Origin of the sequence: Kitasatospora sp. NPDC094028, from assembly GCF_049543595.1 — a bacterium.
Classification (GTDB): domain Bacteria; phylum Actinomycetota; class Actinomycetes; order Streptomycetales; family Streptomycetaceae; genus Kitasatospora.
On the sequence record NZ_JBMVFA010000010.1, the window covers coordinates 40,937 to 66,157 of the forward strand.

Below are 25,221 nucleotides of genomic sequence, written 5' to 3' on the forward strand. Positions count from 1 at the left end.
TCGACCAGTGTCTGCGCAACCCGCCACCGGTCATGAGAACGCGGATCGTCGCCGCTGGTGGGCGCTGGCCGTCATCGCCATCGCCCAGCTCATGATCGTCCTCGACATCACCATCGTGAACATCGCCCTGCCGTCCGCCCAGCGGGATCTCGGGATCTCGGACGCGGACCGGCAGTGGGTGATCACCGCCTACACGCTCGCCTTCGGCGGCCTGCTGCTGCTCGGCGGGCGCCTCGGCGACCTCTTCGGCCGCAAGCGCGTGTTCACCATCGGCCTCCTGGGCTTCGCCCTCGCCTCCGCCCTCGGCGGCGCGGCGGCCAGCCCGGCCATGCTCTTCGGCGCCCGCGCCCTGCAGGGCGGGTTCGGCGCCGTCCTCGCCCCCTCCGCGCTGGGGCTGCTCTCCACCACCTTCACCGACCCGAAGGAGCGCAGTACGGCCTTCGGCATCTTCGGCGCGATCGCCGGCGGCGGCGCCGCGATCGGCTTCATCGCCGGCGGCCTGCTCACCGAGTACCTGAACTGGCGCTGGTGCCTGTTCGTGAACACCCCGATCGCGGTGGCCACCGCCTTCGCCGCGTTCCGGGTGCTCAACCGCGACCACATCGCCAAGGGGCGCCGGATCAAGCTCGACCTGCCAGGGGCGCTGCTCGGCTGCGGCGGTCTGCTGGCCATCGTCTTCGGCACCTCCGAGGCCGTGGCCCGGGGCTGGGGAGACGGCCTGGTGATCGGCTCGCTGCTGCTGGGAGTGGCGCTGCTCGGAGTGTTCCTCCTGGTCGAGAAGCGTTCCTCGCACCCGCTGCTGCCGACCCACATCGTGGCCGACCGCAACCGCGGCGGCGGCGCGCTCTCGGTGGGCCTGGCCATGGTCGGCATGTTCGGCCTGTTCCTGTTCCTCACCTACTACATGCAGGCGATCAAGCACTTCTCGCCCGTGGTCTCGGGTGTCTCGTTCCTGCCCATGACGGCCGCCATCATCGTGAGTTCGACCGGCGTCGCGGCCCGGCTGATGACCAGGGTGCCGTCCCGGAACCTGATCGCCCCCGGGCTGCTGCTGGCCGGCGCGGGCATGGCCTGGCTGACCCAGATGAAGGTGGACAGCCCGTGGGCCGCGATGGTGCTGCCCTCCGTGCTGCTGATCGGCTTCGGGATGGGCCTGGTGTTCATGCCGGCGATGAGCCTGGCCACCCTCGGGGTCGCCCCGAACGAGGCCGGCGCGGCCTCGGCCACCATCAACTCGGCCCAACAGGTGGGCGGTTCGATCGGCACGGCACTGCTGAACACGATCGCCGCGAGCGCCACCGCGAGCTGGCTGGCCACCCGGCTCGCGAGCGACCCCGCCGTCCGGGCCCAGGGCGCGGTGCACGGCTACGTGGTCGCGACCTGGGTGGCGATGGGTGTGCTGTTCCTGGCGGCCCTGGTCGCCTTCCTGATGATCGACCACCGGCCGGCCCCCGGAGAGGCCACCACCGTCCCCGGCGGGGCCGCCCCGCCGACCGAGGCCGTCGAACCGGCCGAGGTCGCCGCGACGCACCGGCCCCAGGCCGCCGCGGTGGACGGGCAGCCGACCGGCAAGGCCCCCGCCGCCCCATCGGATCACCAACGGGCAGGCTGAAAGCCCGGGTTGGAAGACGTGTCGACCCCGTTCGGGGCGGGGTCGATACGCTTACCCGGGGCCGGGTGACGTTTTTCTCATGACTCTCCAAGGCGCGAGTAACAACCTTTGCAGTCGAACGCGTCATAGTCAGTGACCGGTACCTCCACCGTTCGACGACAGGAGAGCAAGGCCATGGGTCAGCACCGCCGTAAGAAGGCGAGCCGCCGCGTGCTGGCCCCGACCCTGCTCACCGCCCTGTCGGCCGCCGCCGTCGCCGCGGTCGTCGTCGGCACCCACGGGCTCAGCCTGAACGACGCGTCGGCCGCCGGGAAGGCGGCCCGCAGCGCCCGGCCCGCGCTCACCACCGCGCCGAGCAGCGCGCCGCCGGCCCAGCCCGCGCCGGTCTCCACCCCGGCGGCGACCCCGAGCCCCACGGCGACCCCGACCGGAGCCGCCCCGACGCCGACCGACACCCCGAGCGCCACCGACACCCCGAGCACCGCCCCGACCGGCACCCCCAGCCGGCGGGGCGTCGTCATGGGGACCACCGCCACCGCCCCCGGCGACGCCCCCGAGATCTCCACCGTGGGCGCGCTGTTCCAGGGCTCGGTCGCGGCCGGCAACCACTTCTGCACCGCCAGCGTGCTGCACAGCCCCACCCACAACCTGCTGCTGACCGCCGCGCACTGCCTCACCAGCACCGACGGCGTCGTCTTCGCCCCCGGCTACCGGGACGGCAACGCCCCGTACGGCACCTGGAAGGTCACCGCGATCCACACCACCGCCGACTGGTCCCAGAAGGGCGACGTGGACGAGGACTACGCGATCCTGGAGACCGCCCCCAACGACGGCGGCCGCAAGGTCGAGGACGTGGTCGGCGGCAACAAGCTCGGCACCGACGAGCCGTTCAGCGCGACCGTCCGGCTCTACGGCTACCCGGGCGACTCGGAGGAGCCGAGCCTCTGCACCAACTCCACCGACCAGCAGAGCACCTACCAGCGGGTCGTGCACTGTCCGGCCTACCCGGCCGGCACCAGCGGCGGCCCGTGGATCAACACCGCCACCGGCGACGTGGTCGGCGCGATCGGCGGCTACCAGCAGGGCGGCGAGAGCGACGACATCTCGTACAGCGCGTACTTCGACCACACCATCGCGTCCCTCTACTCCGAGGTCGAGGGCAAGGCCTGATCCGCGACGGCCGGCCGGGCGGGTCGTCGCGCGACCGGCCCCGGAACACGAAGAAGGCCCAGATCCGTGGATCGACTCCACTGATCTGGGCCTCGGTTGCACCTGCTGCGAAGTGCCCCCGGTAGGATTCGAACCTACGCACCCGCCTCCGGAGGGCGGTGCTCTATCCCCTGAGCTACGGGGGCCTGTTGGCCTGTCGTCCGCTCGCGCTTCCGACGTTGAGAACACTACCAGGCTCCGGCCGTGCTCCGTGCACGGCTTCCAGAAGATCCAGTCAGCGGGGCCGGGAGATCCACTCGGGGCGGCCGGAAGATCGTCGGGGCGGGCGGCGGGAGGCAGAAGTGCCCAAAGGCCGGACGGGGCGGCGGGCCCGCCGATACCCTCGGTGAGGTGTCGGGAGTGTCCGGGCGGGTCCTCGTGGTGGACGACAGCGAGGTGATCCGCCAGCTGATCAGGGTCAACCTGGAGCTCGAAGGCTTCGAGGTGGTGACCGCGACCGACGGTGCCGAGTGCCTGGAGGTCGTCCGCCGGGTGAAGCCCGACGTGATCACGCTGGACGTGGTGATGCCGCGGCTGGACGGCCTGCGGACGGCGGCCCGGCTGCGCGCGACCCCGGACACCCGCGGGCTGCCGATCGCGATCGTCAGCGCCTGCACCCCGGCGGACCTGGACCTCGGGGAGACGGTCGGCGTGGACGGCTACCTCGGCAAGCCCTTCGACCCGGCCGATCTGGTGGCGCTGGTCCGGCGGCTGATGCGGCCGGAGGGCTCCGGCGGGTTTCGCCCTGAGCGAACGGAGCGCACGGATCGCGGCTGACAACCCGGGCGGGGCGGCGCGGCGCCGTCTCAACGGGTAAACCGGGTGGCGGGCGGGTACCCCGTCTCGCCTACGCTTGGCGTCGTGACCCCCGCAGACCTTTCCCAGGCAGTCCTGGCCGCAGTGAGCGCCGCCGTCGAGGCGGGCGAGCTGACCGTCGCCGTGCCCGAGCACGTGACGGTCGAGCGGCCCAAGAACCGGGACCACGGCGACTACGCGACGAACGTGGCCCTCCAGCTCGCCAAGGCGGCCGGCAAGCCGCCGCGAGCCATCGCGGAGCTGCTGGCCGACCGCCTGCGAGGGATCACCGGCGTCGCCAAGGTCGACATCGCCGGTCCGGGCTTCCTGAACATCACCCTGGACACCGCCACCGCCGGCGCGCTCGCGCGCACCATCGTCGAGGCGGGCGAGGCCTACGGCCGCAACGAGGCCCTCAAGGGCCTGAAGATCAACCTGGAGTTCGTCTCCGCCAACCCGACCGGCCCGATCCACATCGGCGGCGTCCGCTGGGCGGCGGTCGGCGACTCGCTGGCCCGCGTCCTGCGGGCCTCCGGCGCCGACGTCACCACCGAGTACTACCTCAACGACGCCGGCGTGCAGATCACCAAGTTCGCCGCCTCGCTGCAGGCCGCCGCGAACGGCCGCGAGGTGCCCGAGGGCGGCTACGTCGGCGAGTACATCGTCGACATCGCCAAGGCGCTCACCGACGCGATCCCCGGCGTGCTCGACCTGCCCGAGGACGAGCAGCTGCAGGTCTTCCGCACCGAGGGCCTGAAGCTCATGGTGTCCGAGATCAAGCGCTCGATGGACGAGTTCGGCACCCACTTCGACGTCTGGTTCTCCGAGAAGACGCTGCACGACTCCGGCGCCGTCGAGAAGGCCATCGACCGGCTGCGCGAGCAGGGCCACGTCTTCGAGCAGGACGGCGCGGTCTTCCTGCGCACCACCGACTTCGGGGACGACAAGGACCGCGTCCTGATCAAGGCGGACGGCGACAAGACCTACTTCGCCGCCGACGCCGCGTACTACCTGTCCAAGCGGGACCGCGGCGCCGAGGTCGCGCTCTACATGCTGGGCGCCGACCACCACGGCTACGTCAACCGCCTCAAGGCCATCTCGGCCTGCGCGGGCGACGACATGAACCACAACATCGAGGTGAAGATCGGCCAGTTCGTGAAGATGCTTCGCGACGGCGAAGAGGTCCGCATGTCCAAGCGGGCCGGCAACATCATCACGATCGACGACGTGGTCGAGTGGATCGGCGTCGACGCCGCCCGCTACACCCTGGCGCGCTCGTCCACGGACTCGACGATCACGCTGGACATCAACATCCTGACCAGCCAGACCAACGAGAACCGGGTCTACTACGTCCAGTACGCCCACTCGCGGATGTGCGCCGTCCAGCGCAACGCCGACGAGCAGGGCATCACGCGCGGCGCGGCCGAGGACTTCAAACCGGAGCTGCTGAGCACCGAGTGGGAGTCCGACCTGCTCGGCCACCTCGGCGAGTTCCCCCGCGTCCTGGCCTCGGCCGGCGAGCTGCGCGAGCCGCACCGCGTCGCCGTGTACCTGGAGGAGCTGGCCGCCAAGTACCACCGCTTCTACGACAACTGCCGGATCCTCCCGCGCGGCGACGAGGAGGTCACGGACCTCACGCGCGCCCGCCTCTGGCTGGCCGACGCGACGCGCACGGTCGTCGCCAACGGCCTGACGCTCCTGGGCGTGTCGGCGCCCGAGCGGATGTAGGAACCACCCCCAAGCGCACTGCGGGGGGCGGCTGACGGTCAACGGTGACCGTCGCCGCCCCTCGCCATAGGTCTCGAAGGACAAGCCCAGCATGAGCGAGCGAAGCGAGCGAATCATGAGAGCCGCGTGTGGCGAATGCCCCGCCGAGCGTAGCGAGGTGGCCGCATGAGTCGTTCCGCACACCCCGCAGGCCCCCGGCACGGCGACGTCCTGCCCGAGGGGCACTACCAGGCCCCGCCGGCCGACCTGAACGCGCTGGACCCCAAGGTCTGGTCGCGCACCGTCACCCGCGACGGCGAGGGCGTGGCCGTCGTCGGCGGCGTCGACGTCAAGCGGCTGGCGGCCGAGTTCGGCACCCCGGCCTACGTGCTGGACGAGGAGGACTTCCGCTCCCGGGCCCGCGCCTGGCGGGAGGCCTTCGGCACCGAGGCGGACGTCTACTACGCGGGCAAGGCGTTCCTGTCCAAGGCGGTCGTGCGCTGGCTGTTCGAGGAGGGCCTGAACCTCGACGTGTGCAGCACCGGCGAGTTGGCGGTGGCGCTGGCGGCCGGGATGCCGCCGGAGCGGATCGCGCTGCACGGCAACAACAAGTCGGCGGACGAGCTGGAGCACGCGGTGAAGACCGGCGTCGGCCACATCGTGGTCGACTCCTACCAGGAGATCGAGCGCCTGGCCGCGATCGCCGCCCGGCAGGGCGTGCGCCAGCAGGTGCTGATCCGGATCACCGTGGGCGTCGAGGCGCACACCCACGAGTTCATCGCCACGGCGCACGAGGACCAGAAGTTCGGGCTGTCGCTGAGCGGGGGAGCGGCCGCCGAGGCGGTGCGCCGGGTGCTCGGCCACGACAGCCTGGAGCTGCGCGGCATCCACTCGCACATCGGCTCGCAGATCTTCGACATGGCGGGCTTCGAGGTGGCCGCCCGCCGGGTGGTCGGCCTGCTGGCCGGGATCCGCGACGAGCACGGCGTCGAGCTGCCCGAGATCGACCTCGGCGGCGGCCTCGGCATCGCCTACACCAGCGAGGACGACCCGCGCGAACCGGCCGAGATCGCGGCCGCGCTGGCCGAGATCGTCCGCCGCGAGTGCGCCGGCGCGGGCCTGGCCGTCCCCCGGCTGAGCGTGGAGCCGGGCCGGGCGATCGTCGGCCCGACCATGTTCACGCTGTACGAGGTCGGCACCGTGAAGCCGCTGGAGGGCCTGCGCACCTACGTCAGCGTGGACGGCGGGATGTCGGACAACATCCGCACCGCGCTGTACGACGCCGAGTACTCGGTGGCGCTGGTTTCGCGCACCAGCGCGGCCGAGCCGATGCTGGTCCGGGTGGTCGGCAAGCACTGCGAGTCCGGCGACATCGTCGTCCGGGACGCCTTCCTGCCGGCCGATCTGGCCGCCGGCGACCTGATCGCGGTGCCCGCCACCGGAGCCTACTGCCGCTCGATGGCGAGCAACTACAACCACGCCCTCAAGCCCCCCGTGGTCGCCGTCGAGGGCGGCGCGGCCCGGGTGATCGTCCGGCGCGAGACGGAGGAGGATCTCCTGCGCCTGGATATCGGATGACGAAATTCTCGTCTCAGATCATGGAACGACCGTAGATCGGTGCGGAAAGTCCCCGAGACTGGTACGGACCGAAGTTTCCGGCGGCCCCGAAAATCCGCCGGAAACACCGAAGCACGATGAATGCAGAGCGGAGTCGGATGATGCGTACGCGCCCGCTGAAGGTGGCGTTGCTGGGTTGTGGTGTGGTGGGCTCCGAGGTGGCGCGCATCATGACGACGACGGCCGACGACCTCACGGCTCGCATCGGCGCTCCGGTCGAGCTCGCCGGGATCGCGGTCCGCCGGGCCGGCCGGGTCCGCCCCGGCGTGCCCGAGCACCTGATCACCACCGACGCCGAGGCCCTGATCAACCGGGGCGACATCGACGTCGTGGTCGAGGTGGTGGGCGGCATCGAGCCGTCCAAGTCCCTGATCCTGTCCGCCTTCAAGCAGGGCGCCTCGGTGGTCAGCGCGAACAAGGCGCTGCTCGCCCAGGACGGCACCGAGCTGCACGCCGTGGCCGCCGAGGCCGGGGTGGACCTGTACTACGAGGCCGCGGTCGCGGGTGCGATCCCGCTGCTGCGCCCGCTGCGCGAGTCGCTGGCCGGGGACAAGGTCGACCGGGTGCTGGGCATCGTCAACGGCACCACCAACTTCATCCTCGACAAGATGGACACCAGTGGCGCCGGCTACTCGGAGGCGCTGGAGGAGGCCACCGCGCTCGGTTACGCCGAGGCTGACCCGACCGCCGACGTGGAGGGCTTCGACGCCGCCGCCAAGGCCGCCATCCTGGCCGGCATCGCCTTCCACACCAAGGTGACCGCCGCGGACGTGTACCGCGAGGGCATCACCGAGGTGACCGCCGCGGACATCGCCTCGGCCAAGGAGATGGGCTGCGTGGTCAAACTGCTCGCGATCTGCGAGCGGGCGAAGGACGGCGAGTCGGTCACCGCCCGGGTCCACCCGGCGATGATCCCGCTCTCGCACCCGCTGGCCTCCGTCCGCGAGGCGTACAACGCGGTGTTCGTCGAGGCCGAGGCGGCCGGCCGGCTGATGTTCTACGGCCCGGGCGCGGGCGGCTCGCCGACCGCCTCCGCGGTGCTCGGCGACCTGGTCGCGGTCTGCCGCAACAAGCTGGCGGGCGCCACCGGCCCCGGCGACTCGGTGTACACCCGGCTGCCGGCCAAGCCGATGGGCGAGGTCGTCACCCGCTACCACGTCAGCCTGGACGTGGACGACCGCGCGGGCGTGCTCGCCCAGGTGGCGTCCGTCTTCGCCGAGCACGGCGTGTCCATCGACACCGTGCGCCAGCAGGGCCGCGACGGCGACGCCTCGCTCGTCGTGGTCACCCACCGCGCCACCGACGCCGCGCTGTCGGCGACGGTCGACAAGCTCCGCGCGCTGGACAGCGTGCGGGACGTGGCCAGCATCATGCGGGTCGAAGGGGAATAAGGAACAGCCATGAACGCCGTTGCCGAGAACGTCGTCCGAGGCGCGCACACCCACCAGTGGCGCGGCCTGATCGAGGAGTACCGGGACCGCCTGCCGGTCACCGCGGCCACCCCGGTGGTCACCCTGCTGGAGGGCGGTACGCCGCTCGTCCCCGCCCAGGTCCTGTCCGAGCGCACCGGCTGCGAGGTCTACCTCAAGGTCGAGGGCGCCAACCCGACCGGCTCCTTCAAGGACCGCGGGATGACGATGGCCATCTCGAAGGCCAAGGAGGAGGGCGCGCAGGCCGTCATCTGCGCGTCCACCGGCAACACTTCGGCCTCCGCCGCCGCGTACGCGGTGCGCGCCGGGATGGTCTCCGCGGTGCTCGTGCCGCAGGGCAAGATCGCCCTCGGCAAGATGGGCCAGGCGCTGGTGCACGGCGCGAAGATCCTGCAGGTCGACGGGAACTTCGACGACTGCCTGACGCTCGCCCGCGAACTGTCCGAGAAGTACCCGGTGGCGCTGGTCAACTCGGTGAACCCGGTGCGGATCGAGGGTCAGAAGACCGCCGCCTTCGAAATCGTGGACATGCTCGGCGACGCCCCGGACATCCACGTCCTGCCGGTCGGCAACGCGGGCAACATCACCGCCTACTGGAAGGGCTACCGCGAGTACGCCACCGACCGGATGGCCACCCGCACCCCGCGGATGTGGGGCTTCCAGGCCGCGGGCTCGGCCCCGATCGTGGACGGCGCCCCGGTGCTGCAGCCGCAGACCATCGCCACCGCGATCCGGATCGGCAACCCGGCCTCCTGGGACTTCGCGCTCGCCGCGCGGGACGAGTCCGGCGGCCTCATCGACAAGGTTACGGACCGTCAGATCCTGTCCGCCTACCGGCTGTTGGCCTCGCAGGAGGGCGTCTTCGTGGAGCCCGCCTCGGCCGCCTCGGTGGCCGGCCTGCTGGCCAAGGCGGAGGCCGGCCTGGTCGACCCGGGCCAGCGGATCGTCTGCACCGTGACCGGCAACGGACTCAAGGACCCGGACTGGGCGGTGGCCGGCGCGCCGCAGCCGCAGGTCGTCCCGGTCGACCCGGAGGCCGCCGCGCAGCGCCTCGGCCTGCTCGACTGACCGTCTTCCCCCCACCCCGTACGGGGACTGACGGTTCGACGGGTCGACCCTTTCGGGGGTCGACCCGTCGACGTTCTCCGCTGACACTTTTGTGTCAATTCGGTCGCGCATTCCGATCCGATTTCTGGGCGCATTCCGGCCAGAAGCGGCAACACACCAGATCGAAGGCCCACGGGGTGTACCACTGGGGAACCTCTCTTCGATAGTCTGGCTCCGGCCGTCTGGCACTTGCCCCGGGCTCGGCCTCACAGGGGCCGCGCCGACGACCGTGACCGCCCGCCCCCGAGGGGGCCTGCGGCTCCATCCCCACCCTCGCACCTGACGACGCGCTCCGCGCCGCCCGATTTCCCCAGGAGAGTCCACCGCATGGCCGGTCCTGCGTTCCGTGCCGCCGCCGTCCGGGTCAGGGTTCCCGCGACCAGCGCCAACCTCGGCCCTGGCTTCGACGCCTTCGGGCTCGCGCTGGGTCTGTACGACGACGTGGTCGTCCGGGTCGCCGACTCCGGACTCGCCGTCGACATCGCCGGGGAGGGCGCCGAGACGCTGCCGCGCGACGAGCGCCACCTGCTGGTCCGCTCGATGCGGGCCGCCTTCGACCGTCTCGGCGGGCAGCCACGCGGCCTCGAAGTGGTCTGCGCCAACCGGATACCGCACGGCCGTGGCCTGGGCTCCTCGTCCGCCGCGATCTGCGCCGGCATCGTGGCCGCCCGGGCCGTCACCATCGGCGGCCCGACCGCGCTCGACGACGACGCGCTTTTGGCCCTCGCCTCCGAGCTGGAGGGCCACCCGGACAACGTCGCGGCCTGCCTGCGCGGCAACTTCACCATCGCGTGGACCGAGGAGGAGACGGCCAGGGCGATCGCGCTGGAGCCCTCCGAGCAGGTCGTCCCGGTGGTGTTCGTCCCGGCCGGCGCGGTGCTCACCGAGACCGCCCGCGGCCTGCTGCCGAAGACCGTCCCGCTGGCCGACGCCGCCGCCAACGCCGGCCGTTCCGCGCTGCTCGTGGAGGCGCTGACCAGGCGCCCCGAGCTGCTGCTCGCCGCCACCGAGGACCGGTTGCACCAGGACTACCGCTCCTCCGCGATGCCGGACAGCGCGGCCCTGGTCGGCGCGCTGCGCGCGGAGGGCGTCCCGGCGGTCATCTCCGGGGCCGGCCCGACCGTCCTCGCGCTCACCGACGAGGCCGGCGCCGACAAGGTGCTCTCCTTCGCCGGGCACCACGGCCACGGCGGCGACCCGACGTTCGCCGCGCACCGGCTGAACGTCGACCGCGCCGGGGCCACCGTGCTCCCGCTGGACGTCTGACCAGCTGGTCTCGACCCGGCGCGAGCCGGGCCGTCCGGACACGATTGGCAAGGGCAAGGCCGGGGAATGTCTGAGGGGGTCGGTAGTGTTAACCTCATTGCTGCACCAGGTGCCCTCCGGGGCTCGGTGCGCCGCGTCCCGATCCCAGCACTCCACTGCCGTGGAGTCCAGGCGATGTCCGGGGCGACGATTCTCCGGGAGCCCACCGCAGCGCGTACGCAGCCTGCCTGCGCGACATGCGGCCGCATCCCGAAGCCGTGACGGCACCTGACTCCCACCCGCGGCCTCCCCACTGGAGGCCAGGACGGGCGGAGCGCGGGCCACCGTCACGCGACGGGGGCCCGGGATTCACAGGCAGCGTGGGGGCGCAACGCCCTCAGGGGAGGTCGACACTCGACCGGCCCACCGCGCCACTCAGCACCACCGTGCTTCATGCACCGCACCTCCCAGCTCTCCCTCGACGGGCTCCCGCCATTCGAGGGGATCACCGCCTCGGACCGACGCAGTCGAGCGTTGGTCAGGACAGCACAACCGGTCGCCGAGCCAGACAGGCCGACGTCCGCTCCAGGGAAGGACCCTTAGTGAGCGACTCCACCGATCTGATGGGCGCGCGCCCGGACGCAGAGGCGTCCGACGCAGCCGCCGCACCCGCTGCCCCGGCGCGGCGCCGCCGCAGTGCCGCCGCGGGCCTGGACGGCATGGTCCTGGCCGAGCTGCAGAAGCTCGCCGCGGACCTGGGCATCACCGGTACCGGACGCATGCGCAAGAGCCAGCTGATCGAGACCATCAAGGAGAAGAGCGGCGGGGACCCGCTGCTCGCCGCCGGTGGCGCCCCGGCCGCCAAGCGCACCGCCGCGAAGGCGGACGCCGAGGCCACCGAGAAGCCGGCCCGCCGCACCAAGGCCGCCGCCGCTGCCGCCGAGGCCCCGGCCGCCGCCGAGCCGCAGGCCCAGCAGGCCGCCCAGATCGACATCCCGGTCCAGGCCGCCGCCGAGACCGCCGCGCCGGCCCGTGCCGAGCGCCCCCGCCGCCGTGCCACCTCGGCCGCCGGTGCCCCGACCGCCGAGGCCGCCGCCGCTGCCGACGCCGCCGTCGTGGTCGCCGAGACCAAGCAGGCCGAGGCCCGCCCGGCCGAGACCCGTGCCTTCGAGGGCCGCGAGGAGGGTCGCGAGACCCGCCGCGACCGCCGCGAGCGCCGTGAGCGCGGCGAGCGCACCGAGCGTGCCGAGCGCACCGAGCGCCAGGACGGTGCCGAGGCCGGTCAGGACGGCGAGGGCCGCGAGTCCCGCCGTGACCGCCGCAACCGCCGCGACCGTGCCGACCGCCAGACCCAGCAGGGCGGCCAGCAGCAGGCCGGCCAGGGCGACGGCCAGCAGCGCCGCGAGGCCGGCCAGCCGGCCGCGCAGCAGCAGCCGCAGGCCCAGCAGGGCGGTTACGACGACGACGAGTTCGGCGAGGGCCGCCGTGGCCGTCGCGGCCGCTACCGCGACCGTCGTGGCCGTCGCGGCCGTGACGGTTTCGAGGCCGTCGGTCCGGTCGAGACGCAGATCGGCGAGGACGACGTCCTGATCCCGGTCGCGGGCATCCTCGACATCCTCGACAACTACGCGTTCGTGCGCACCTCCGGCTACCTGCCGGGCCAGAACGACGTCTACGTCTCGCTCGCCCAGGTCCGCAAGAACGGCCTGCGCAAGGGTGACGCCATCACCGGTGCGGTGCGCCAGCCCCGCGACGGCGAGCGCCGCGAGAAGTTCAACGCCCTGGTGCGGCTGGACTCCGTCAACGGCATGGACCCGGACAGCGGCCGTGGCCGCCCCGAGTTCAACAAGCTGACCCCGCTGTACCCGCAGGAGCGGCTGCGCCTGGAGACCGACCCGGGCGTGCTGACCACCCGGATCATCGACCTGGTGTCGCCGATCGGCAAGGGCCAGCGCGGTCTGATCGTCGCGCCGCCGAAGACCGGCAAGACCATGGTGCTGCAGGCGGTCGCCAACGCGATCACCCACAACAACCCCGAGTGCCACCTGATGGTCGTCCTGGTCGACGAGCGTCCGGAAGAGGTCACCGACATGCAGCGGTCGGTGAAGGGCGAGGTCATCTCCTCGACCTTCGACCGCCCGGCGGAGGACCACACCACCGTCGCCGAGCTGGCCATCGAGCGCGCCAAGCGCCTGGTCGAGCTGGGCCACGACGTGGTCATCCTGCTGGACTCGATCACCCGCCTGGGCCGCGCCTACAACCTGGCGGCGCCGGCCTCCGGCCGCATCCTGTCCGGTGGTGTCGACTCGACCGCGCTGTACCCGCCGAAGAAGTTCTTCGGTGCCGCGCGCAACATCGAGAACGGCGGCTCGCTGACCATCCTGGCCACCGCGCTGGTCGAGACCGGCTCGCGGATGGACGAGGTGATCTTCGAGGAGTTCAAGGGCACCGGCAACATGGAGCTCAAGCTCGACCGGAAGCTCTCGGACAAGCGCATCTTCCCGGCCGTCGACGTGGACGCCTCCAGCACCCGCAAGGAGGAGATCCTGCTCGGCAGCGAGGAGCTGGCCATCGTCTGGAAGCTGCGCCGGGTGCTGCACGCGCTCGACTCGCAGCAGGCGATCGAGCTGCTGCTGGACAAGATGAAGCAGACCAAGAGCAACGCCGAGTTCCTGATGCAGATCGCCAAGACCACCCCCGGTTCCGGCGACTGACCGTAGCCGGACGGCTGTCGGACACCGAACCCCGGATCGCGCGAGCGGTCCGGGGTTCGGTGCGTCCGGCCGGGCACTGTTTCACGATCGGGACGACTTTGGGCTTTTCCGGCTACTTGTCCGATTTATTCTGGACCGTATGGCCGAGCACAAGAGCACTCCCAGCCGCCGCCGCAAGGTCCTGCGGGTGGCCGCCTGCGCGTTCGTCGCGCTCGTCGTCCTGGGCGCCGGAGCGGCCGTGTACGCGTATGTCCGGCTGAACGGCAACATCAAGACCGTCGACATCGACGAGCGGCTCGGCGACGCCCGGCCGCCGGCCGCCACCGACGGCTCCTTCAACATCCTCGTCCTGGGCTCCGACTCGCGGTCCGGGGACAACGGGAGCCTGGCCGGCGGCGACACCGGCGACAGCGCCCGCTCGGACACCGCGATGGTGGTGCACGTCAGCCAGGACCACAGCCGGGCCTCGGTCGTCTCGATCCCGCGCGACACCCTGGTCAACCGGCCGGACTGCACCGACCCGAGCGGCAAGGCCGTCCCGGCGATGAAGCGCGCGATGTACAACAGCGCCTTCGAGGTCGGCGGCGCGGCTTGCGCGGTCAAGACCACCGAACAGCTCACCGGGCTGCGGATGGACCACTACGTGCAGATCGACTTCGCCGGCTTCGCCCGGGTCGTCGACGCGATAGGCGGGGCCACCGTGACCACCACGGTGGCCATCCACGACAAGGACAGCGGCCTGGACCTGCCGCCCGGCGAGCACCACCTGAACGGCCAGCAGGCACTGGCCTTCGTCCGCACCCGGCACGGCGTCGGCGACGGCAGCGACCTCGGCCGGATCGAGCTGCAGAAGCAGATGGTCAAGTCGCTGCTCAAGCAGGCCGGGGGAGCGGGACTGTTCACCAACCCGGTCAAGGCGTGGACGCTCGGCGACACCGTGACCAAGAGCATCACCACCGACTCCGCGCTCGGCTCGGTCAACTCCCTGGTCGGGCTGGTGCAGGAACTCAAGGGGATCGGGCCGGACCGGCTGAGCATGGTCACCCTGCCGGTGGTCACCGCTCCCAGCGACCCCAACCGGGTGGTCGAGCAGCAGCCGCAGGCCGGGCAGGTGTGGGCGGCGCTCAAGGCCGACCAGCCGATCCCGCAGTCCGTCGTCTCCGCCCAGCCGGAGAACCCGGCGCAGGCCGCCCCGACCGCCGCCCCGACCGCCTCGCCGACCGCCGGCGCCGGGCGCTGAGCGGGGCCAGGAATACCCGCGGACCCGACCCGGTTTGGGAAGATGCGGCCGGTCCTGGCAGACTGGTTCGTCGGTCCCGGTTCACGAGCGGCATTCCAGCCGCCGACCCGGTGCCCTCCCGAAACCTAGGAGAACCCCTTGAAGCCCAACGTTCACCCCGAGTACGTGGTCACGCACGTGACCTGCACCTGCGGCGCCGAGTTCACCACCCGCTCGACCGAGACCAGTGGCGAGATCCGCGCCGAGGTCTGCTCGCAGTGCCACCCGTTCTACACCGGCAAGCAGAAGATCCTCGACACCGGCGGCCGCGTCGCCCGCTTCGAGGCCCGCTTCGGCAAGCAGCACAGCGCGAAGGCCTAGCGCTCCCTCGGCGCCGGTTCCCGGCGTCCCCGTACTCGTTCCGGGGGCGCTGGGGACCGGCGCCGTTCGCGTCCCCCCGACGCCGCCCCCGCGCGCCCCGCGCGCGCTCCCAGCCCCGTACGTTCCCCATCCGCACGTTCCGAGCCCCCGGGAAGAAGGCCACCCCATGTTCGAGGCAGTCGAAGAGCTCCTCGTCGAGCACGCCGACCTCGAGAAGAGGCTGGCAGACCCGTCCGTCCACGCCGACCAGGCCAACGCCCGCAAGCTGGCCAAGCGCTACGCCGAGCTGACCCCGATCACCCGGGTCTACCGGGAGTGGCGGCAGGCCGGCGAGGACATCGAGGCCGCGCGCGAACTCGCCGCGGAGGACCCGGAGTTCATTTCCGAGGTGAAGGACTCCGAGGCGCGCCGCGAGGAGCTGACCGAGGAACTGCGGCTGCTGCTCGTCCCGCGCGACCCGAGCGACGACAAGGACGTCATCCTGGAGATCAAGGCGGGCGAGGGCGGCGAGGAGTCCGCGCTGTTCGCCGGCGACCTGCTCCGGATGTACCTGCGCTTCGCCGAGCGGATCGGCTGGAAGACCGAGATCATCGACTCCAACGAGTCCGACCTCGGCGGCTACAAGGACGTCTCGGTGGCCGTGAAGACCAAGGGCAGCAGCGAGCCCGGCCAGGGCGTCTGGGCCCGGCTGAAGTACGAGGGCGGCGTGCACCGCGTGCAGCGCGTCCCCGCCACCGAGTCGCAGGGCCGCATCCACACCTCCGCGGCGGGCGTGCTGGTCACCCCCGAGGCGGAGGAGGTCGAGGTCGAGATCCTCGCCAACGACCTGCGGATCGACGTCTACCGCTCCTCGGGCCCCGGCGGCCAGTCGGTCAACACCACGGACTCGGCGGTCCGGATCACCCACCTGCCGACCGGTATCGTGGCGTCCTGCCAGAACGAGAAGAGCCAGCTGCAGAACAAGGAGCAGGCGATGCGCATCCTGCGTTCGCGGCTGCTGGCCGCCGCGCAGGAGGAGGCCGAGCGCGAGGCCTCGGACGCGCGTCGCAGCCAGGTCCGCACGGTGGACCGCTCCGAGCGCATCCGGACGTACAACTACCCGGAGAACCGCATCTCGGACCACCGCACGGGGTTCAAGTCGTACAACCTGGACCAGGTCCTGGACGGCGACCTGAACGCGGTGATCCAGTCCTGCGTCGACGCGGACGCCGCGGCCAAGCTCGCCGCGGCCCAACAGAACTGAGACCGGCGCGCCCCAGCCCGACACGTCCGAAGCCGGAGCGCAGAAACAAGAGGTCGTACGGATGAACCTGCTGCTCGCCGAGGTGGCCCAGGCCACCCAGCGGTTGGCCGCGGCCGGCGTGCCGTCGCCGCGCTTCGACGCGGAGGAACTCGCCGCCTACGTCCACAACGTCAAGCGCAGCCAGCTGCACACCGTGAAGGACGCGGACTTCGACGCCCGCTACTGGGAGGCCGTCTCCCGCCGCGAGGCGCGCGAGCCGCTGCAGCACATCACCGGGCGGGCGTTCTTCCGCTACCTCGAACTCGCGGTCGGCCCCGGGGTGTTCGTGCCCCGGCCGGAGACCGAGACGGTCGTCGAGTGGGCCATAGAGGCGGTGCGCGAGATGGACGTGGCCGAGCCGCTGGTCGTCGACCTGTGCTCCGGCTCCGGCGCCATCGCGCTCGCGCTCGCCCAGGAACTGCCGCGCTCCAGCGTGCACGCCTTCGAGCTCGACGAGGGCGCGCTGGAGTACACCCGGCGCAACATCGAGGCCAGCCCCGACCGCGCCCGGGTCACCCTGCACGCCGGCGACGCCACCCAGGCCTTCGCCGACGACCGCTCCTGGGACGGCCGCTTCGACCTGGTGATCTCCAACCCGCCGTACATCCCGCTCACCGAGTGGGAGTACGTCGCGCCGGAGGCCCGCGACCACGACCCGCAGATGTCCCTGTTCTCCGGCGAGGACGGCCTGGACACCATCCGCGGCATCGAGCGGGTCGCCGCCCGGCTGCTGCGCCCGGGCGGCGCGGTGGTGGTCGAGCACGCCGACCAGCAGGGCGGCCAGGTGCCGTGGATCTTCAACGAGGAACGCGGCTGGACGGACACCGCCGACCACCGCGACCTGAACAACCGACCGCGCTTCACGACCGCCCGTAGGGTCGGGTCGTGAAGAGTCCGGTGCAGCACGACCGCCCGAAGGGGCGGGTCGTGAACAGTCCGGTGCAGCACGACCGCCCGCAGGGCCCGGTCGTGAACACCGAACGCAGCGCTACCGCGCCGTGAACGTCATGAGCCTTTCCGGAAGGGGACCGCACCGATGAGCCGCCGCTACGACTGTGCCGACGCCGGGGACCGTGCCACCGGCCTGCGTGAGGCCGCCTCGGCCATCCGCCGCGGCGAACTCGTCGTGCTGCCCACCGACACCCTGTACGGCGTCGGCGCGGACGCCTTCTCCCCGGAGGCGGTCGCCGAGCTGCTGGCCGCCAAGGGGCGCGGCCGCAACATGCCCTCGCCGGTGCTGGTCGGCTCGCCGACCACCCTGCACGGCCTGGTCACCGACTTCTCCGAGCAGGCCTGGGAGCTGGTCGACGCCTTCTGGCCCGGCGGCCTGACCCTGGTCGCCAAGCACCAGCCCTCGCTGCGCTGGGACCTGGGCGAGACCCGCGGCACCGTCGCCGTCCGGATGCCGCTGCACCCGGTCGCCATCGAGCTGCTGAACACCACCGGCCCGCTCGCCGTCTCCAGCGCCAACAAGACCGGCGGGCCGTCCCCGGTCACCTGCGACGACGCCCAGCACCAGCTCGGCGACGCGATCTCGGTCTACCTGGACGGCGGTTCCGCCGACTACGCGACGGCCTCGTCCATCGTCGACGTCACCGGCAAGACCCCGGTCCTGCTGCGGGCCGGCGCGATCAGCATCGAGCAGCTGAGGGAGGTCGTCCCCGACCTGGAGGCCGGAAGTTGACGCCCGTCGCCTCGCTCCATGCCGGGCCCGGCATAGCGCCGTACCTGAGCGTGGGCCCCAGGCCGCTGGACCACTTCCGCATCCTGTTCGTCTGCACCGGCAACATCTGCCGCTCGCCGATCGCCGAGCGGCTCACCCGGCGTGAGCTGGACACCCGGCTCAGCCCCCGGGTGGCCGGGCGCATCCTGGTGGAGAGCGCCGGGACCTGGGGGCACGAGGGCGCGCCGATGGAGGACCACGCCGCGACCGTCCTGAACGAGTACGGCGCCGACAGCGGCGGCTTCACCGGCCGGGAACTGCTGGACGAGCACGTGGTCGAGGCCGACCTGGTGCTCACCGCGACCCTGGACCACCGCGCCCAGGTGATCTCGATGGGGCACGAGGCGGGGCTGCGCACCTTCACGCTGAAGGAGTTCACCCGCCTGGTGCGGACGATAGACCCGGGCACCCTGCCCGACCCCCGGCGCGGCGCCGACGTCACCGAGCGGGCCCGCGCCCTCGTCCGGGCCGCCGCCGCGCTGCGCGGCTGGCTGCTGGCGGCCACCCCGGAGTCGGACGAGCTGGACGACCCGTACGGGGCGCCGATCGGCATGTTCCGCAACTGCGGCGAGCAGATATTCCACGCCGTCGACCCGGTGGTGACCGCGCTCACCGGCGTGCCGGCGCGCCAGGGCGTGGCCTGAGCCCTCCCGAGGGGGCCGTCCGGCGGTTTCCGGGGCCCTGACCGGCCCGTCCGGCCGCTTCCCGGCGGGCCGCGGCCGGGGTGCGGTCCTACGCTGGTGGCACCGTCCCCGCACGCCCGGGAGCCCCGCCATGACCGTCACCGATTCCGCGACGAGCCCGACCGCCACGAGGGGGCGCCCCGAGGCGTCCGAAGCGCTGTTCCGGGCCGATCCGCAGATCGCCGACCTGCTCGCGGCCGAGGCCGAGCGGCGGGCCGAGTCCATCCAGCTGCTGGCGGGGGAGAACCTGACCAGCCCGGCCGTGCTGGCGGCGCTGACCGGGCCGCTGATCGACAAGTACGCCGAGGGCTACCCGGGCCGCCGGCACCACACCGGCTGCGCTCTGGCGGACGCCGCCGAGCTGCTGGCGATCGACCGGGCCCGCGCGCTGTTCGCCGCCCCGCACGCCAACGTCCAGCCCCGGTCGGTGACTTCGGCGATGCTGGCGGCCTACGCGGCGCTCCTGCGGCCCGGTGATGGGGTGCTCGCGATGTCGCTGGAGCACGGCGGCCACCTCAGCTGCGGGTCGCGAGCCAACTTCTCCGGCCGCTGGTTCGACTTCACCGGCTACGGCGTGCGTGAGGACGACGGCCTGATCGACCTCGACCAGGTGCGCGAACTGGCCCGCAGGCACCGCCCGAAGGCCATCGTGGCGGGTTCGATCTCGCACCCCCGGCACCCGGACTGGGCGGCCTTCCGGGAGATCGCCGACGAGGTGGACGCCTACCTGGTCGCCGCCGTCGCGCAGACCACCGGGCTGGTCGCGGCCGGGGTGGCGCCCTCGCCGGTGCCGTACGCGGACGTCACCGTCGCGGCCACCCACAAGCTGTTGCGCGGCCCGCGCGGCGGCCTGCTGCTGTGCACCGCGGAGCTCGCCGAGCGGATCGACCGGGCGGTGTTCCCGTTCAGCCAGGGCGGCGCGGCGATGAACGAGGTGGCCGGCAAGGCGGTGGCCCTCGCGCAGGCCTCGACGGCCGAGTACCGGGCCTACGCGCTGCGCACGGTGTCCGGGGCGCGGGCCCTCGCCGCGGGGCTCGCAGAGGCCGGTCTGCGCCCCCTGACGGGCGGGACGGACACCCACCTGGTGACGGCGGACGTCAGCCCGCTGGGCGTCAGCGGCGCGGAGGCCGAGCGGCGTTGCGCGGCGGCCGGGCTGCTGCTCGGCAAGTGCGCGCTGCCGTACGACCCGGCGCCGCCCGCCGAGGCCTCCGGGATCCGGCTGGGGACGGGCACCGTGACCAGCCAGGGGATGGGCGAGGCGGAGCTGGCCGAGATCGCCGCCCTGATCGTCCGGCTGCTCGCGGGAGACGCGGCCGCACCGGTCGCGCGGCGGGTCCGCGAGCTGGCGGCGGCTTACGCCGGCGGCCGCTGAAACGGGAATCTCGATCTCCTACCCGGGAGGACGAACCGCGATGCACGTGCCGGGCGTCCGACTCAATAAGGTGTGTCCCGTGGCGACACACCTCGAACCCCGGGAAGGCAGGGGAGTACCTTCGGTACCTCCCCGTACGACAGTGATGCAGGAGGCCAGTGGTGCGTGAGTACTTGCTGGTGCTGTTCTGCACCGCCGCCGTCACCTACCTGCTGACCGGCCCGGTCCGGAAGTTCGCCATCGCGGCCGGCGCGATGCCGCCGGTGCGAGCCCGCGACGTGCACCGCGAGCCCACCCCGCGGCTCGGCGGCATCGCCATGTTCGGCGGGCTGTGCGCGGGCATCCTGGTCGCCTCGCAGCTGGACAACCTGAGCAAGGTGTTCACCCAGGGCACCGACATCCGCGCGCTGCTCTCCGGTGCCGGGATCATGTGGCTGCTCGGCGTGCTCGACGACAAGTGGGGCGTGGACGCGCTGGTGAAGCTCGGCGGCCAGATGATCGCCGCCGGTGTGATGGTCTGGCAGGGCGTCACGGTGATCACCCTCCCGGTGCCCGGCGTCGGCGCCGTCGCGGTGAGCCCCACCCAGGGCATGGTCATCTCGGTCATCCTGGTCGTCGTCATGGTCAACGCGGTGAACTTCATCGACGGCCTGGACGGTCTGGCCGGCGGCATGGTCTGCATCGCCGCGATCGCCTTCTTCCTGTACAGCTACCGGCTCTGGTACGGCTACGCGATCACCGACGCGGCCCCCGCCGTGCTGTTCAGCGTGCTGCTGGTCGGCATGTGCCTGGGCTTCCTGGCGCACAACATGCACCCCGCCCGGATCTTCATGGGCGACTCCGGCTCGATGATGCTGGGCCTCATGCTCGCCGTCGCCGCGATCTCCATCACCGGCCGGGTCGACCCGGACCTGATCAACAGCGAGACCGGTTCGAAGACCGCGACCGTGCACGCGTTGGTGCCGATCTACATCCCGCTGCTGCTGCCGCTGACGGTCATCGCGCTGCCGCTGGCCGACCTGCTGCTCGCGGTGGTGCGCCGCACCTGGGCCGGGCAGTCGCCGTTCGCCGCGGACAAGCGCCACCTGCACCACCGGCTGCTCCAGGTCGGGCACTCGCACAGCCGGGCCGTGCTGATCATGTACTTCTGGGCGGCGCTGATCGCCTTCGGCACGGTGGCCTTCTCGGTGACCAACACCGGACGGACCGTGATCCTGACGCTCGCGGGGCTCTGCCTGGTCGGCCTGGTGGTGCTGCTCACCCCGCGGTTCCGGCCGCGGGCGCCGCGCGCCGTGCAGTCCTTCGTCCCGCCGCGCTACCGCCGTCAGCAGTCCGGCCCGATGGCGGAACTGTCGGCGAAGGACAAGCAGATTCTGGGTGAAGCCGGCCGGGGCTCCTCGGCGCCCTCCGGCCGCGACAAGGCCAGCGGCCGTCGCTGAGAAGAGAATTGACGTTGCGTCAAGTGGAGTCACCCGAACGGCGGAAGGGCTGCGCCAATGGTGTGACAGGTGCCACACAATCATGGTAAAGCTCTCATCAAATAGTTTGTGATACCGTTCACGAGTACCGAGAACACGCCGAAAGTCCTGACAGGTGGATGAGTCCGTCCCTGTCGGTCTCCTTCGACGGGACCGCCGCTCCAGCGGGCGGCCCACGGCGATGCCTCGGTCGGCCTCACCGCCACAGTCTGTGCCCGTCCCCCGCCACATCGACATGCCGCCGGAGCTGCCGACATGCCGTCCACCGACGCCCGGATCCTCCGAGGCGCCGCGATCCCCACTGCGGTCGCCGGGATCATCGCCATGGCGATCTCCTTCGCCGTCGCCGGTGGGAAGGGTTTGCTCGGCGCACTCTTCGGCACGCTGCTGGTGATGGCCTTCTTCAGCTTCGGCCAGGTCGCGCTCGACCGGCTGACCAGGTCGAACCCGCAGATCATGATGGCCGCGGCGCTCCTGGTGTACACCACGCAGATCCTGCTGGTCGGGATCGTGCTCGCCGTCTTCAAGAACACCGAGCTGTTCCACCGGCAGGCCTTCGCCTTCACGCTGCTCGGCTGCGCGCTGATCTGGACGGGCTTCCAGGTGCGCGGCGCTCTGAAGGCCAAGATGTTCTACGTGGACCCCCACGCCTCGGAAAGCAAGGACGACAAGCCCTCCGACAAGGGTCGTCAACAGTGACGAGGCCTGACTGTCCCCCCAACGAGGGGGGCGGTGTTTATGTCGCACTGACGGGCTGCTATCGTCCGTCGCAACAACGGAGTACGGGAAGAGGCCAGGTCTGTCCGGAGAGCGGACGGATCGCCCCCCGGGCCCGCGCAGTCTTCGATGATCCCGCCGTGGTGCAGCGCACCGCCGTGCGGGGTCGGCGAGAAACCCATCAAGTTCCAGTGCCGCTCCGTGGTCGCAGGCCACGCCGACACACCGAGGTTGCCGTAACCATGCGTCACGACGAAGGAGTCCGCGGTGAGTGCTGAACTCACGTCCTCGCTCGCCTCAGGCAGTTGCCACTTCGGGGACGCTGGCTGCGGCTTCCCGGCCCCGGGCCTGAACGAGTTCCAGTTCAAGCCGATCTTCTCGATCGGCAGCGTCGAGTTCAACAAGCCGATGCTGCTGTCGATCATCGTCGCGCTGCTGGTGGTCGTGTTCTTCTGGGCCGCCTTCGCGAAGCCGCGCCTGGTCCCCGGCAAGCTGCAGCTGGTCGGTGAGATCGGCTACGACTTCGTCAAGCGGTCCATCGTGCTGGAGACGATCGGCAAGAAGGGCGAGAAGTACGTCCCGATGCTCGTCTCGATGTTCTTCTTCATCTGGTTGATGAACATCATGTCGATCATCCCGTTCGCCCAGTTCCCCGTGGCGGCCGCGATCGCGTTCCCGGCCGGCCTCTCGGCGATCGTGTGGATCACCTACATGACGCTGACCTTCAAGAAGCACGGCTTCGTCGGCGGTCTGAAGAACCTCTGCTGGCCGTCGGGCATCCCCGGCTGGGTCATGTTCATCCTGGTGCCGATCGAGTTCTTCTCGAACATCTTCGTGCGCCCCTTCACGCTCGCGGTCCGAGCCTTCGCGAACATGTTCGCCGGCCACCTGCTGATCGTGATGTTCTCCATCGCCTCCTGGTACCTGCTCAGCCCGACCCTGGGCGCGCTCTACGGCTCGGCGTCCTTCGTCGTCGCTGTCGCGCTGACCGCGTTCGAGCTGCTGGTCCAGTTCCTGCAGGCCTACATCTTCGTGATGCTCGCCAGCAGCTACATCGCCGGTGCCCTCGAAGAGGCGCACTGAGCCTGAGGCCCTGGCCTCCCATGAACCACCTCCTGGATCGCCCGGTGGCCAATCACCACCGGTTCACCACCCCTGCAAAGGACAATCGCAATGAGCATGATCGCTGAGGGCACTGTCTACGGTTCCGTCGCCTCCCTGGGCTACGGCCTCGCCGCCATCGGCCCCGGCATCGGCGTCGGTCTGATCTTCGGTAACGGTGTCCAGGCCATGGCCCGCCAGCCCGAGGCTGCCGGTCTCATCCGTTCCAACATGTTCATCGGCTTCGCGCTGACCGAGGCGCTCGCCCTCATCGGCATCGTCATGCCGTTCGTCTTCGGCAACAAGTAATCCGCCGTAGACCCTTTCTGAGGAAGGTCCAGACATGAACACCGCGTTCTCGCTCGCGGCCGAGGAGAAGATGAACCCTCTCCTCCCCGCGTGGCCCGAGGTGATCATCGGCCTGCTCTGCTTCTTCATCGTCTTCGGTCTGCTCGGCAAGAAGCTCCTCCCCAGCATCGAGAAGGTGCTGTCGGAGCGCCGGGACGCCATCGAGGGCGGCATGGAGCGTGCCGAGGCCGCTCAGGCCGAGGCCCAGGCCCTGCTTGAGCAGTACCGCGCCGAGCTCGCCGAGGCGCGCCACGAGGCTGCCCGCATCGTCGAGTCGGCTCGCGAGCAGGGCGCCGCCCAGCTCGCCGAGATGCGCGAGGAGGGCCAGCGTCAGCGCGAGGCCATCGTCGCGGCCGGCCACGCGCAGATCGAGGCCGACAAGAAGCAGGCGACTGCCGCCCTGCGCCAGGACGTGGGTTCGCTGGCCACCCAGCTGGCCTCCCGCATCGTGGGTGAGTCCCTGGAGGACCAGGCCCGGCAGAGCGGCGTGATCGACCGCTTCCTGGACGAGCTGGAGGCCAAGGCCGCCGTTGCTCAGGGTGCGGCCAAGTGATCGGCGCCAGCCGTGAGGCCCTTGCCGCCGGTCGGCAGAACCTCGAGAGCCTGACCGACTCCACCTCGGTGGACGCGGGCAAGGTCGCCGAGGAGCTCACCGCCGTGACGGCCGTGCTGGACCGCGAGGTCTCGCTGCGCCGCGTCCTGACCGACCCCTCGCGGTCGGGCCAGGACAAGGCCCAGCTGATCACCTCGCTGCTGACCGGCCAGGTCTCCGGCGAGACCGTGGACCTGGTCGCGGGCCTGGTCCGCTCCCGCTGGTCGGGTGGCCGCGACCTGGTGGACGCCACCGAGGAGCTGGCCGCCTACGCCGAGGTCATCGCCGCGGACAAGGCCGGTGTCCTGGACGACGTCGAGGACGAGCTGTTCCGCTTCGGCCGGGTGGTGAGCGGCTCGTACGAGCTGCGCGCCGCGCTGACCGAGCCGAAGGCCGGCGCCGTCGCCAAGGCCGAGCTGATCAAGAAGCTGCTCGGCGGCCGGGCCAACGCCGGCACCGTCCGGCTGGTCACCGCCCTGGTCAACGCGCCGCGTGGCCGTAGCCTGGAGCAGGGCCTGGAGTCCTACTCCAAGCTCGCCGCCGCTCGCCGCGGCCGCATGGTGGCCCTGGTCACCAGCGCGGTGCCGCTGTCGGACACCCAGAAGGAGCGCCTGTCCGGTGCTCTGGGCCGGATGTACGGCCGCCAGGTCCACCTGAACATCGACATCGACCCCGAGGTCGTCGGCGGTGTGCGGGTGCAGATCGGCGACGAGATCATCAACGGCACCGTGTCGAGCCGCCTCGAAGGCGCTCGCCAGTCGCTCGAAGGCTGAGCACCGAAGCAGCACATCCGACCCTCGGTCGGGAAACCGGCTCCCCATGGAGCCGGCACATCGTACGGCCGGTTCGGAAGACCCGGCCGAGAGTCGAATACTTGCGGCCCTCAATG

Annotated in this window: 22 protein-coding genes and 1 tRNA gene; 22 read left to right on the forward strand and 1 reads right to left on the reverse strand. The window is 71.5% G+C overall.

The window, feature by feature from the left end; genetic code table 11:
- The first annotated feature begins 91 nt into the window (after positions 1–91).
- Both ACPC54_RS17280 and ACPC54_RS17285 read left to right on the forward strand, forming a co-directional pair.
- On the forward strand, positions 92–1,612 hold the full coding sequence (locus tag ACPC54_RS17280) for an MFS transporter (protein WP_498965846.1): 1,521 nt from the start codon (positions 92–94) through the stop codon (positions 1,610–1,612).
- A 174-nt stretch (positions 1,613–1,786) separates the two neighbouring features.
- Entirely contained in the window at positions 1,787–2,782 is a 996-nt protein-coding gene (locus ACPC54_RS17285; protein WP_498965653.1) for a trypsin-like serine peptidase, read from the forward strand.
- Between the two features lie 113 nt (positions 2,783–2,895).
- Here the strand turns inward: ACPC54_RS17285 and ACPC54_RS17290 are convergent.
- Positions 2,896–2,967, reverse strand: a tRNA-Arg gene (locus ACPC54_RS17290).
- A gap of 214 nt (positions 2,968–3,181) precedes the next feature.
- Between ACPC54_RS17290 and ACPC54_RS17295 the strand changes: the two genes are divergently transcribed.
- From ACPC54_RS17295 to ACPC54_RS17390, 20 genes are all read left to right on the forward strand, one after another.
- Positions 3,182–3,598: a response regulator gene (locus tag ACPC54_RS17295; RefSeq protein WP_498965847.1), complete on the forward strand. Its 417-nt coding sequence runs from the start codon at positions 3,182–3,184 to the stop codon at positions 3,596–3,598.
- Between the two features lie 84 nt (positions 3,599–3,682).
- Positions 3,683–5,344, forward strand: a complete 1,662-nt coding sequence (gene argS, locus ACPC54_RS17300) for an arginine--tRNA ligase (protein WP_498965654.1) — start codon at positions 3,683–3,685, stop codon at positions 5,342–5,344.
- A gap of 165 nt (positions 5,345–5,509) precedes the next feature.
- Positions 5,510–6,901 carry a diaminopimelate decarboxylase gene (gene lysA / locus ACPC54_RS17305; RefSeq protein WP_498965655.1) on the forward strand — a complete coding sequence of 464 codons (1,392 nt, stop codon included), beginning with the start codon at positions 5,510–5,512 and terminating at the stop codon, positions 6,899–6,901.
- Between the two features lie 137 nt (positions 6,902–7,038).
- Complete coding sequence (locus ACPC54_RS17310; RefSeq protein WP_498965656.1) at positions 7,039–8,331, forward strand: homoserine dehydrogenase; 1,293 nt, start codon at positions 7,039–7,041, stop codon at positions 8,329–8,331.
- 9 nt (positions 8,332–8,340) lie between these two features.
- Positions 8,341–9,438 carry a threonine synthase gene (gene thrC / locus ACPC54_RS17315; protein ID WP_498965657.1) on the forward strand — a complete coding sequence of 366 codons (1,098 nt, stop codon included), beginning with the start codon at positions 8,341–8,343 and terminating at the stop codon, positions 9,436–9,438.
- A gap of 366 nt (positions 9,439–9,804) precedes the next feature.
- The gene (gene thrB, locus ACPC54_RS17320) at positions 9,805–10,743 is read left to right on the forward strand and encodes a homoserine kinase (RefSeq protein ID WP_498965658.1); all 939 of its coding nucleotides are present in this window, start codon (positions 9,805–9,807) and stop codon (positions 10,741–10,743) included.
- A 581-nt stretch (positions 10,744–11,324) separates the two neighbouring features.
- On the forward strand, positions 11,325–13,436 hold the full coding sequence (gene rho / locus ACPC54_RS17325) for a transcription termination factor Rho (RefSeq protein WP_498965659.1): 2,112 nt from the start codon (positions 11,325–11,327) through the stop codon (positions 13,434–13,436).
- A 139-nt stretch (positions 13,437–13,575) separates the two neighbouring features.
- A complete protein-coding gene (locus ACPC54_RS17330) occupies positions 13,576–14,676 on the forward strand; it encodes an LCP family protein (protein ID WP_498965660.1) in 1,101 nt (366 codons plus the stop codon).
- Between the two features lie 138 nt (positions 14,677–14,814).
- Entirely contained in the window at positions 14,815–15,036 is a 222-nt protein-coding gene (gene rpmE, locus ACPC54_RS17335; protein ID WP_329489607.1) for a 50S ribosomal protein L31, read from the forward strand.
- 166 nt (positions 15,037–15,202) lie between these two features.
- Positions 15,203–16,279, forward strand: a complete 1,077-nt coding sequence (gene prfA / locus ACPC54_RS17340) for a peptide chain release factor 1 (RefSeq protein WP_498965661.1) — start codon at positions 15,203–15,205, stop codon at positions 16,277–16,279.
- 61 nt (positions 16,280–16,340) lie between these two features.
- Positions 16,341–17,207: a peptide chain release factor N(5)-glutamine methyltransferase gene (gene prmC, locus ACPC54_RS17345; protein ID WP_498965662.1), complete on the forward strand. Its 867-nt coding sequence runs from the start codon at positions 16,341–16,343 to the stop codon at positions 17,205–17,207.
- 147 nt (positions 17,208–17,354) lie between these two features.
- Positions 17,355–18,002, forward strand: coding sequence for an L-threonylcarbamoyladenylate synthase (locus ACPC54_RS17350; RefSeq protein ID WP_498965663.1), 648 nt, complete (start codon positions 17,355–17,357; stop codon positions 18,000–18,002).
- A complete protein-coding gene (locus tag ACPC54_RS17355) occupies positions 17,999–18,685 on the forward strand; it encodes an arsenate reductase/protein-tyrosine-phosphatase family protein (RefSeq protein ID WP_498965664.1) in 687 nt (228 codons plus the stop codon). The genes ACPC54_RS17350 and ACPC54_RS17355 overlap by 4 nt, the downstream gene beginning before the upstream one ends.
- Positions 18,686–18,815: 130 nt before the next feature.
- Complete coding sequence (glyA, locus tag ACPC54_RS17360) at positions 18,816–20,096, forward strand: serine hydroxymethyltransferase (RefSeq protein ID WP_498965665.1); 1,281 nt, start codon at positions 18,816–18,818, stop codon at positions 20,094–20,096.
- 161 nt (positions 20,097–20,257) lie between these two features.
- Complete coding sequence (locus ACPC54_RS17365; RefSeq protein ID WP_498965666.1) at positions 20,258–21,535, forward strand: MraY family glycosyltransferase; 1,278 nt, start codon at positions 20,258–20,260, stop codon at positions 21,533–21,535.
- A 294-nt stretch (positions 21,536–21,829) separates the two neighbouring features.
- On the forward strand, positions 21,830–22,273 hold the full coding sequence (locus ACPC54_RS17370; RefSeq protein WP_498965667.1) for a Cg1360 family ATP-synthase-associated protein: 444 nt from the start codon (positions 21,830–21,832) through the stop codon (positions 22,271–22,273).
- 285 nt (positions 22,274–22,558) lie between these two features.
- Entirely contained in the window at positions 22,559–23,374 is an 816-nt protein-coding gene (gene atpB, locus ACPC54_RS17375; protein ID WP_045694809.1) for a F0F1 ATP synthase subunit A, read from the forward strand.
- A gap of 90 nt (positions 23,375–23,464) precedes the next feature.
- A complete protein-coding gene (atpE, locus tag ACPC54_RS17380) occupies positions 23,465–23,701 on the forward strand; it encodes an ATP synthase F0 subunit C (RefSeq protein WP_078859784.1) in 237 nt (78 codons plus the stop codon).
- Between the two features lie 34 nt (positions 23,702–23,735).
- Positions 23,736–24,293, forward strand: coding sequence for a F0F1 ATP synthase subunit B (locus ACPC54_RS17385; RefSeq protein WP_498965668.1), 558 nt, complete (start codon positions 23,736–23,738; stop codon positions 24,291–24,293).
- Positions 24,290–25,105 (forward strand): F0F1 ATP synthase subunit delta, encoded by an 816-nt coding sequence (locus tag ACPC54_RS17390; RefSeq protein ID WP_498965669.1) that lies wholly within the window; start codon positions 24,290–24,292, stop codon positions 25,103–25,105. Before ACPC54_RS17385 ends, ACPC54_RS17390 begins: the two co-directional genes overlap by 4 nt.
- The last annotated feature ends 116 nt before the right edge of the window (positions 25,106–25,221 follow it).